The following is a 9,095-nucleotide window of genomic DNA, read 5'->3' on the forward strand; positions in this document are numbered from 1 at the left end:
GCTGACGAGTGTCATGAGGGGTCCCCATAGGACGAAAGATGTCCTATGGGGACCCCTCATGACATCCGGGGGCTAGGACCCGCTCGGCGTCCACTGTGGACTCTTGCGCGGCGCCGGAAGGACCTCCGGCAGCGCGTAGCCTTCCAGCGCCGAAGAAGGGGCGACGCCGGCCCGCAGCGCGAGTTCCATTTCGAATCGCGCCCCCGGGTCGCGCAGGTGCTCGCCGAAGGTCGCCTGCAGCTGCCGCATGCGGTACCGGACGGTCTGCGGATGGACCTGGAGGCGCTCGGCGATGTCGACGACGTTGCCCTGGCTGTCGAGCCAGGCGCGGAGGGTTTCGAGCAGCCGTTCCCGCTGTTTCCCGGTCATCTCGGCGAGCGGGGCGAACAGGCGGTCGCGCAGCTGGCAGGTCAGCACGGAATCGGCGTTCACGAGCAGGGTGGCGAGGTGCTCTTCGGCGCGGATCACCCGGCGGGCCTGGATGATCCCGCGTTCGGCGAGGTGCAGGGCGTCCCGCGCCCAGCGCAGCGAATCGGCGACGGAGTCCAGCGGGCGGCACGGGCCGATCGACAGCCGGTAGTCCGGCAGCGCGGCCTGCAGGGTGGCCAGCCGGGCGCCGGTGATCTCGCCGGGGACGAGCAGACGCGGCTCAGCGCAGTCGAGTTCGGCCAGGATGTCCGAGTCGACGGCGTTGTGCCGCCGGGGTCTGACGCTCTCGTCGATCGGGTGCAGCACCACCGGCGTCGCGCGCTCCGGCACCGGCCAGCCGGTCAGCTGCGCGAGTTCGGCGATCGCCTTCGACGGCGCGGGCGGGGCTTCCAGCACCAGGTGCAGCAGTTTGCGGCGCCACGTGTCCAGCGCGCCCGCGGTGCGCGCCTTCGCTTCGAGATAGCCGTCGAGCGCGACGGACGCGAGTTCGTCCATGAACGCGAGCATCGCGTCGGCCAGTTGCGACATCACGGCGGACGAGAGGCCGCTGCGGCGGCCGACGCGCATGATGCGCCGCCACGAGACGCGCGCCCCGACGCGGTACGCCGACTGGAGCGTGTCGAGGCTGCGGCCTTCGCGCATCTCGTTCTGTCCCAGCCGGTGGTGGACCTCGTGCGACTGTTCCTTGGAGACGGTGGGATCCGCGATCTGGGCGACGAACAGGGTGATCGCGTACTCGACGCCCGCGCGGATCGACTTGCCGTAGGGCCCGTCGAGCGGGCGCGCGTACGCGGGGATGGTCGCCCGGATCTCGTCGACGATCTCGTTGGCGAGACTGCCGAGTTCCGGTCGCAAAATGTCGGCGAGCTTGCGAGGTAGCGCCGCAGGGGGCTGCGCAGCGTGTTCGATCCCGCGCTCCACCGACATCGCAGCTCCTTTGCTCCGCCCAGCGTCCGGACATCCCACGATCGTCGTGGGGTGACAACGAACACATCGCAAAGTCCCTCGTGAATGTGTCACCTTTCGCAGAAGAAACCGATTTCTTGTCACCGTCGTGACAAAATCACGGTCCTTCCCTGAATTTTGATGACAAGTGCCCGGCAAACGCCACGTGCCGTACGTACGAACGGCCGAAACGGGCCATATCGTGACGGAGGGTCACCGCTTTTCGGTGAGCAATTCACCGAGTACTTCGAGCACGGGCTCCAGCACGCGCACGTCGGTGCCGGCGCATTCGGTGATCCCGGCGCCGACGACTTCGAACTCGCTCAGCCCGCGAAGCATCGCCACCAGGCGCTCGATCGTCAAGCCGCCGGGCTCCGGGTAGTTCAGCCCGTCGAACTCCCCCGGGTCGAGCACGTCGAGGTCGAGGTGGACGTACACCTTGTCCGAGCCGGCCAGCCCCGCGGCGACGTCGTCCGCCTCGACGACCGGCCCGCGCTCGATCACGGCCCGCTCGGCGTCGTCGAACACCCTCGCCCCGGCGAGGACGGCACGACCGGGTTCGAGCCGCGGGTTCGCGGCGAAATCCGGGTCGCCCTCGCCGAGCAGCGACCGCAGCACCATGCCGTGGAACGCGCCCGACGGCGACGTCTCCGCCGTGTTGAGGTCCGCGTGCGCGTCGAACCAGGCGACGCCGAGACCCGGCCCGAAGCGGTAGCGCGCGACGCCGATCGGGATCAGTTCGACCCCGCAGTCCCCGCCGATGGTCAGCACCGGCCCGCCCGGCGCCTCCAGCGCGGCGAGCTGCGCGGCACGGTTGGGACCGGTGAGCACCTCTCGGTTGGCGATGCCGTCGACCACGGGTGAGGTCTCTCGGCTCTGGCGGATGTGGTGCACCGGTACGCCCAGCACGTGACCGGCCAGCTCGGCGAGCGCGACGCAGGCTTCGGGCATCTGCGGCGCGCGCTCGGTCAGCGCGCCCTGGAACTGGGGTACGGCGTTGATCAGCACCCGTCCACGTTAGTGGCTGCCGCAAGTCCGTGATGGCCTCCTTGAGGGACGTGGCCGGATCGAGGTGGCACGTCGCGAAAGCCACTTTCGGGACGTCAGACGTCGCGAAAGTGGCTTTCGCGACACCTCACCCCAAGGCGCCACCAAGCCCCCACCCCCACCACTGCCAAGCGCGTGAAGGCCCCCTTCCTCGGCTGAGCCAAGGGAAGGGGGCCTTCATGTACAGCCGGGCTTCTACTCCAGGACGAGGAGCAGGTCCCCGCCTTCCACCTGCTGCACGGAGTTGATCGCGCGCCGCGACACCTTGCCGCCCGCGGACGCGGTGATCGACGCCTCCATCTTCATCGCCTCGATGGTCGCGACCGTCGCGCCCGCTTCGACGACGTCGCCCTCGGACACCTGCAGCGTGACCACGCCCGCGAACGGCGCGGCGATCTGCTTCGGGTCGCCCTTGTCGGCCTTCTCCGTCGCCGGGATGTCCGACGCGATCGAGGTGTCGCGGACCTGGATCGGGCGCAGCTGGCCGTTGAGCGTGGACATCACCGTGCGCACGCCGCGCTCGTCGGCCTCGCCGATGGCCTCCAGCTCGATCAGCAGCCGGACACCCTGTTCGAGGTCGACCGAGTACTCCTCACCCGGTCGCAGCCCGTAGAAGAAGTCCTTGGACGGCAGGACGGACGTGTCGCCGTACTGCTCGCGGTGCACCTCGAAGTCCTTCGTGGGCCCGGGGAACAGCAGCCGGTTCAGCGTCCGGCGCCGGTCCTCGGCCAGTCCCTTGTGGTCCTCTTCGGACAGTTCCTGCACCGGCTTCGGCTGCGCGCGGCCTTCGAGGGCCTTGGTGCGGAACGGCTCCGGCCAGCCTCCAGGCGGGTCGCCCAGTTCGCCGCGCAGGAAGCCGATCACCGAGTCGGGGATGTCGAACTTGTTCGGCTCCGCCTCGAAGTCCGCGGGCGAGACACCCGCGCCGACGAGGTGCAGCGCGAGGTCACCGACCACTTTGGACGAAGGCGTGACCTTCACCAGGTGCCCGAGGATCCGGTCCGCGGCCGCGTACATCGCCTCGATGTCCTCGAACCGCTCGCCGAGGCCGAGCGCGATCGCCTGCGTGCGCAGGTTCGACAGCTGGCCGCCGGGGATCTCGTGGTGGTACACGCGGCCGGTCGGCGACGCGAGACCGGCCTCGAACGGCGCGTAGATCTTGCGCACGCTCTCCCAGTACGGCTCCAGGTCGCCGATGGCCTGCAGGTCCAGCCCGGTCGGCCGGTCCGAGTGATCGGTGGCCGCGACCAGCGCGGACAGGGAAGGCTGCGAGGTCGTGCCCGCCATGGACGCGACGGCGCCGTCGACGGCGTCCGCCCCGGCCTGGATCGCGGCGAGGTACGTCGCCAGCTGGCCACCCGCGGTGTCGTGCGTGTGGATGTGCACCGGGAGGTCGAACTCCTTGCGCAGCGCGGAAACCAGCCGCACCGCCGCCGGTGCCCGCAGCAGGCCCGCCATGTCCTTGATGGCCAGGACGTGCGCCCCCGCGCCGACGATCTGTTCCGCCAGCTTGAGGTAGTAGTCCAGCGTGTACAGCTTCTCCGACGGGTCCGACAGATCCGAGGTGTAGCAGAGCGCCACCTCGGCGACCGCCGAACCGGTCTCGCGGACGGCCTCGATCGCCGGGCGCATCTGCTCGACGTCGTTGAGCGCGTCGAAGATCCGGAAGATGTCGATGCCGGTCGCCGTCGCCTCCTCCACGAAGGCGTTGGTCACCTCGGTCGGGTACGGCGTGTAGCCGACGGTGTTGCGGCCGCGCAGCAGCATCTGCAGGCAGATGTTCGGCACCGCTTCCCGCAGCTTCGCCAGCCGCTCCCACGGGTCTTCCGCGAGGAACCGCAGGGCGACGTCGTAGGTCGCGCCGCCCCAGCACTCCAGCGAGAGCAGCTGCGGCGTGGTGCGCGCGACGACCGGCGCGACGGCGAGCAGGTCCTTCGTCCGCACGCGGGTGGCGAGCAGCGACTGGTGCGCGTCGCGGAAGGTGGTGTCGGTGACGCCGATGGTCGGCGACTCCCGCAGCCAGCGGGCGAAGCCGTCCGGGCCGAGTTCGGTGAGCTTCTGCTTCGAGCCGGGCGCCGGTTCGAGGTCCTTGGGCAGCTTCGGCAGCTTGACCTGGGGTTCGAGGGTGCGCGGACGCTCGCCGTGCGGCTTGTTGACCGTCTTGTCGGCAAGGTAGGTCAGCAGCCTGGTCCCGCGGTCGGCCGAATGGCGCGCGGTGAGCAGATGCGGGCGCTCCTCGATGAACGACGTCGTGACGCGGCCTTCGCGGAAGTCCGGGTCGTCGAGGACGGCCTGCAGGAACGGGATGTTCGTGGCCACGCCGCGGATCCGGAACTCGGCGACGGCGCGCCTCGCGCGGCCGACGGCGGTCTTGAAGTCGCGGCCGCGGCAGCTGAGCTTCACCAGCAGCGAGTCGAAGTGCGCGCTGATCTCGGTACCGGCGAACGCCGTCCCGCCGTCGAGGCGGATGCCGGAGCCGCCGGGCGAGCGGTACGCGCTGATCATCCCGGTGTCCGGGCGGAAGCCGTTGGCGGGATCCTCGGTGGTGATGCGGCACTGCAGGGCGGCGCCGCGCAGATACACCTTGTCCTGCGAGAGCCCGAGGTCGTCGAGCGTCTCGCCGGAGGCGATGCGCAGCTGCGACTGGACGAGGTCGACGTCGGTGACCTCCTCGGTCACCGTGTGCTCGACCTGGATGCGCGGGTTCATCTCGATGAAGACGTGGTTGCCGTCCTTGTCGAGCAGGAACTCGACGGTGCCGGCGTTGCGGTAGCCGATCTGGCGGGCGAACTTCACCGCGTCCGCGCAGATCTGGTCGCGCAGCTCGGACGGCAGGTTCGGCGCCGGGGCCAGCTCGACGACCTTCTGGTGACGGCGCTGGACCGAGCAGTCGCGCTCGTAGAGGTGGATCACGTTGCCCTCGCCGTCGGCGAGGATCTGGACCTCGATGTGGCGCGGCTCGACGACGGCCTTCTCGATGAACACCGTCGGGTCGCCGAAGGCCGACTCGGCCTCGCGCGCGGCGGCTTCGATGGACTCGCGCAGCTGCGCGGGGTCCAGGACCCGGCGCATACCGCGACCGCCACCACCGGCGACCGCCTTGACGAAGACCGGGAAGCCGATCTCCTCGGCGGCGGCGATCAGCGCGTCGACGTCGGAGGAGGGTTCCGAAGAGCCCAGAACCGGCACCCCGGCGTCCCGCGCGGCCTTGACCGCGCGGGCCTTGTTCCCGGTCAGCTCGAGGATGTCCGCGCTCGGTCCGACGAAGGTGATGCCTTCGTCCTCGCACGCGCGCGCGAGGTCCGGGTTCTCGGAGAGGAAGCCGTAGCCGGGGTAGACGGCGTCGGCGCCCGCCTTCTTGGCGGCCGCCACGATTTCCTCGACCGACAGATAGGCCCGCACCGGATGACCGGGTTCGCCGATCTCGTAGGCCTCGTCGGCCTTCAGCCGGTGGAGCGAATTGCGGTCTTCGTGCGGGAACACAGCCACCGTGCCCGCGCCGAGCTCGAATCCGGCGCGGAACGCGCGGATGGCGATCTCACCCCGGTTGGCGACCAGTACCTTGCGGAACATGCCGGTCCTTCCCATCATCGGATCGGTAGGTGAGGCACGTTACCTGCTCGCTCCCGCAGGGCGGGAGTTGTTGCCCAGGTGATGGACGTCATCCCCGCCCGAGTTGCGTACCGGGGGTCTGGAGCAACCGGTTCGCGGTGCCCTGGTGGACGCCGGTCAGCACGTCGGCCGCGGCGAGGTCCACGACCGCCTTCGTGACGTCCGGCGCCGACACCTCGGGGTGCAGGCCCCGGTACAGCGCGGCCACGCCGGCGACGTGCGCGGCGGCCGAAGACGTCCCGCTGAGCACCCGGCCGCCGCTGCCCCCGGCGTTCGGTCCCGGCACGTCCACGCCCGGGGCGAACAGGTCGACGACCTCGCCCCAGTTCGACGTCCCCCCGACCTGGTCGCTCGCGTCGGTCGAGCCGACGGTGAGCGCTTCGGTGACCCGGCCGGGTGAGAACTGGCCCGCGTCGGCGGCCTCGCCACCGGCCGGGAGGGCGACCGGGACGACCGCCGTGAGCGCGCGGACGGCGGCGTCGAGCTGGTCGTTGGCGGTGCCGCCGATGCCGAGGACGGCGACGGCGGGCTGGTGTGCGTTCTGCGTCACCCAGTCGATACCGGCGATGATCTTGTCCGTCGCGCCGCCGCCCTGCGCGTCGATCACCCGGACCGGGACGATCTGCGCGCCCTTGGCGACGCCGTAGCTCTTCGACGCGGCGACACCGGCCAGGTACGTGCCGTGACCGTTGGTGTCGGAGGTGTCCGTGCCACCGTTGAGGAAGTCCTTGCCGGGCTTCACCCGGCCGCCGAAGTCCGGATGGCCTGCGTCGACGCCGCTGTCGATCACGTAGACCGTGACGTCCTTGGCGTCGGTGCCGTAGTGATAGAGCTGGTCGAGGCCCGTTCGCTGGTCGATCCGGTCCAGCCCCCAGTTCGGCGGGTTCTGCTGGACTTCCGTCGCGGAGGCGGGCTGCGCCACGAACACCAGGAGGGCGAGCGCGGCCATGACCCGTACCAGTCGAATGATCATGCCTCGGGCCTACGCCTGTCACCCGCGAGGGGCAACCTCAACCACTCGATCGGCTGGGGCCGGTCGGAGGTGCCCGCTGACCGTCGACTTCGGGAAGCAGACCAGTGCGTCGAAGGCGTCGACGACGTCGACGGGGTTGAACAGATGCGCGTGCCGGATGCTCCGGGGTCCTTCGGTTCCGCGTCGCGCGCGGAGGTCCACCAGACCGGGACCTTCGGCCTCGACGCTGCCTTCCACGGGTGCTTCGAGCTCCTGGCGGTACACGGTGAATCCGAGCCGCGCGGCCGGATCCGGCTTGAGGCCGGTGGTCTCGCCCTCGACCGCGGTGAGGCCCAGCGCGAAGTAGTCGTCGCCGAACTCGGCGGCCAGGTGTGTCCCGGCCGAAGGCGAGGTGAGGCCGGGGAACGGCGAGAACGGCACGCGCTGGAGGTGTCCGTTGTGGAGCATCACGACGATCTTCGTGTCGTCGCCCTGGAGCCGCCGGATCAGCCGGACGGTCTCGGCCATGTACGCGTCGCGCGACCCGCTTTGCAGGGCGGGCGCGGTGCCGGACATCATCGCGGCCACCTCGGCGAGGTAGGCGTCGACGCGCAGCGCGCCTTCGACGTGGTGCTCCGCGACGGCGGTGTCCCCGTAAACGGGACGCAGCGACGTGAGGTGCGTCTTGAGCCGGGTGAGCGCCGCGGTCGCCTTGTCCCGGGCGACGGCGTCGAGGGCGGCGTACTGGGCGGGCGCCTCCGCGCTGCTGATCGACGCGTAGCCCTTCGTCGCCTCGATCGCGTCGTCGACGAGACCGACGGCGGATTCGTCCACAGTGGACAGGTACGCGCGGACCGCTCGCAGTGCGGGCACGGGCGAGCCCGCGGAACTCGGCACGTCGAGACCGAAGTACCGGACGTCGCCCCGTTCACGGAGCCACGTCAGCATTTCGTGCGCCTCGGGCGACTCGCCGAGGGAGAAGGTGAAGCCATCGCGGCCGATGTCGGCGACGTCTCCGGGCGCGCCGTCGAGCCAGTCTTCGACGAGCTCGCCCTCGGCGAAGCCGGACTCGAAACCGACCACGCGGAAGCCGTGGTGCTCGACGAGCTCGCGAAGCAAACGATTGCGCAGGTCCCCGAACTCGTGGATGTGGTGGTTGTTCTCACCGATGGCGACGATCTTCGCGTCCCCGATGAGTTCCGCGATCTTCGCTGCGTCTGACATACTGGCCACCCTAACGCAACAGGAGTAGCAATTGGCAACCTCCGGTACCCAGCGACCCGGCGGCCGGACCGAACGGACCCGCCAGGCCGTCCTGCTCGCCACCCTCGACCTGCTGGCCGAACGCGGGTTCGGCGAACTGACCGTGGACGCGGTCGCCGAGCGGTCCGGGGTGCACAAGACCACTGTGTACCGGCGCTGGTCCTCTCCGGACGGTCTCGTCGCCGCCGCGCTGCAGATGGGCGCGGAGGACGACTGGAAAGCGCCCGACACCGGGTCGCTCGAAGACGATCTGTACGAAGTGGCGGCGGAGGTCGTGCGGTACTTCACCGAACCCGAGTTGAAGGAACTGCCGACGGCGTCGGTGCTGGCGGCCTTCCAGTCGCCGCCGGCGGCCGAGGCGCTGCACGACTTCTACGCGGACCGGCACGTCCGCATGGCGCCGATCACGGAACGGGCCGTCGCGCGGGGCGAGGTCCCACCCGGGACGGACGGCGACGAACTGGTGCGGGCGGTGTGCGGGCCGGTGTTCTACCGGCTGTTCCTGTCGCGGGAGGACGTCACTCTGGCGGACGCGCGGGTCACCGCACGCGCGGTGGCCGTCGCCGCCAGGGAAGGCGCGTTCGCCGACCCGCGTTCAGAGGACTAGACGCGTTGGTTCGGGGTGCCGACTACCGCGTTTAGTCCTCTGGATGCGGTCGGGCGCAAGTCCGGTCCGTGAAGGAGGCCTTCACGGACCGGCGGACGCCAGCGCGTGGATGGGTGTCGCCGATGGGTACGTGGACTCGCGGGAGGTGTGGGGGGGGGGGGAGAGCGGGGGGGCGGGGAGGTGGGAACGGGTGGTGGGCGGACACAGCCCGCCCCCGCCCCCCCGACCTGTGCGACCCGC

General features: G+C 70.4%; 6 protein-coding genes. 1 reads left to right on the top strand and 5 read right to left on the bottom strand.

Going from position 1 to position 9,095, the window contains the following annotated elements:
* Positions 1-72: 72 nt before the first annotated feature.
* The 5 genes from AB0N89_RS40550 to AB0N89_RS40570 all read right to left on the bottom strand — a co-directional run bounded on the left by AB0N89_RS40550 (position 73) and on the right by AB0N89_RS40570 (position 8,209).
* Entirely contained in the window at positions 73-1,356 is a 1,284-nt protein-coding gene (locus AB0N89_RS40550; RefSeq protein WP_364216926.1) for a helix-turn-helix domain-containing protein, read from the bottom strand.
* Between the two features lie 231 nt (positions 1,357-1,587).
* Positions 1,588-2,382, bottom strand: a complete 795-nt coding sequence (locus tag AB0N89_RS40555) for an arginase family protein (RefSeq protein ID WP_364216929.1) — start codon at positions 2,380-2,382, stop codon at positions 1,588-1,590.
* A gap of 234 nt (positions 2,383-2,616) precedes the next feature.
* Positions 2,617-5,994 carry a pyruvate carboxylase gene (locus AB0N89_RS40560; protein ID WP_364216932.1) on the bottom strand — a complete coding sequence of 1,126 codons (3,378 nt, stop codon included), beginning with the start codon at positions 5,992-5,994 and terminating at the stop codon, positions 2,617-2,619.
* Between the two features lie 88 nt (positions 5,995-6,082).
* Positions 6,083-6,982, bottom strand: coding sequence for a S8 family peptidase (locus AB0N89_RS40565; RefSeq protein WP_364216941.1), 900 nt, complete (start codon positions 6,980-6,982; stop codon positions 6,083-6,085).
* Positions 6,983-7,024: 42 nt separating this feature from the next.
* A complete protein-coding gene (locus tag AB0N89_RS40570; RefSeq protein ID WP_364216935.1) occupies positions 7,025-8,209 on the bottom strand; it encodes an erythromycin esterase family protein in 1,185 nt (394 codons plus the stop codon).
* Between the two features lie 31 nt (positions 8,210-8,240).
* Between AB0N89_RS40570 and AB0N89_RS40575 the strand changes: the two genes are divergently transcribed.
* The gene (locus AB0N89_RS40575) at positions 8,241-8,855 is read left to right on the top strand and encodes a TetR/AcrR family transcriptional regulator (RefSeq protein WP_364216938.1); all 615 of its coding nucleotides are present in this window, start codon (positions 8,241-8,243) and stop codon (positions 8,853-8,855) included.
* Positions 8,856-9,095 lie beyond the last annotated feature (240 nt).

The organism is Amycolatopsis sp. NPDC089917 (assembly GCF_040684635.1).
Classification (GTDB): Bacteria; Actinomycetota; Actinomycetes; order Mycobacteriales; family Pseudonocardiaceae; genus Amycolatopsis.

What these genes read in the sequence shown, in the direction of transcription:
- AB0N89_RS40550 (WP_364216926.1), bottom strand. Translation starts at nt 1,356, where the DNA reads ATGTCGGTGGAGCGCGGGATCGAACACGCTGCGCAGCCCCCTGCGGCG.
- AB0N89_RS40560 (WP_364216932.1), bottom strand. Translation starts at nt 5,994, where the DNA reads ATGTTCCGCAAGGTACTGGTCGCCAACCGGGGTGAGATCGCCATCCGC.
- AB0N89_RS40565 (WP_364216941.1), bottom strand. Translation starts at nt 6,982, where the DNA reads ATGGCCGCGCTCGCCCTCCTGGTGTTCGTGGCGCAGCCCGCCTCCGCG.
- AB0N89_RS40570 (WP_364216935.1), bottom strand. Translation starts at nt 8,209, where the DNA reads ATGTCAGACGCAGCGAAGATCGCGGAACTCATCGGGGACGCGAAGATC.